We start from the raw sequence: 1,195 nt of genomic DNA, 5'->3' as shown, positions 1-1,195 counted from the left end.
CCTCGCTATTGCTAAACCAACAACTCCAGCTCCGATCACCAGGCAATCCACATTAAACTGTTCCATCGCTATTTGCGCCTCACAATTCTTCTCTTAACTCCTTTAGCGAGCAGCTATGACCCTACATTAAACAAAAAAGGCCTACAAGACCGAAACTTCGACCCATGTAGACCCTCATACTATTGCTCTAAAGACTAGAGCTGACTTAACGCAATGCTTCTTTGGTCACCTGAGCCTCAAGCACTGCGACCACTCGCCTATTTTTAGCGCGCCCATCTTCAGTCTCGTTGTCTGCAATCGGCTGCTCCTCACCGAAGCCTTTTGCGGCAACTCGCTCTTCAGCGATGCCGAACTCGTCAACCAATACTCGCCTAACAGACTCAGCTCTACGTTGAGATAGCTTCAGATTGTACCGACGACTGCCTTGGTAATCCGTGTGTCCCTCCACCGTCAAAGTCGTTGATACGACTTCTTTCATAAAGTCTGCGATCTTCTTAACTTCCGGGTAGTATTCTAGCGTTAACTCATCACTTTTCGCTGCAAACTTAATATCCATGGTAATTGCAACCTGCTTGGTCAACATGACGGCACAACCCGTTTCATCTACACGGAATGATGGGTTTGTACCAGGGCACAAATCAGTATCATCGAATACACCATCTAAATCTTCATCAGTTGGTTCTGGCTCAGGCTCAGGCTCAGGCTCCGGTATTGGTTCGGGTTCTGGTTCGGGCTCTGGCTCCGGTTCCGGCTCTGGTTCCGGAATTGGCTCTGGTTCAGGCTCTGGAGCCTCTCGAATAAACTCTCGACCAAATGAATAACCCAAAGTCATTCTGACACCTAAGTCTGTTTGCTCATGATCGGCACCATGCAAAGCTAACAGTTCACCACGAAAAATATAGTTGGTATCCTGATAGGCCTTTACTCCTAAGCCCAAGTGAATTGCAGTTTCTTTTACTTTGCTGCTACTTTTCAAGTCAAACTTCTGATGGCCCATGCCCGCCGATAAGAAAGCTCGGGTGTTACCCTCATTCAGGTGATAGAGCACGCCTGGAGACAAACGTTTAGTCCGGCTATCAGGACCTCCCCTTTTGCCATCAGCGTTATACATGGAAAACCACAGGTCCCAGGATAAGTCACTACTTAATGGTCGCTCAAACCCAGCTTCAAAGCTAAGCCCTTCCTCAAGATTGCG

Annotated in this window: 1 protein-coding gene; it reads right to left on the bottom strand. The window is 47.9% G+C overall.

Annotation, left to right across the window (positions count from 1 at the left end; translation table 11 throughout):
- Positions 1-205: 205 nt before the first annotated feature.
- A partial coding sequence (locus A3756_RS26395; protein WP_068552830.1) for an OmpA family protein occupies positions 206-1,195 on the bottom strand: 990 nt, incomplete at its 5' end.

It is taken from the genome of Oleiphilus sp. HI0086, assembly GCF_001635225.1.
The sequence above is the reverse complement of the archived record's forward strand: the minus strand, read 5'-3'. Positions and strand labels throughout refer to the sequence as shown.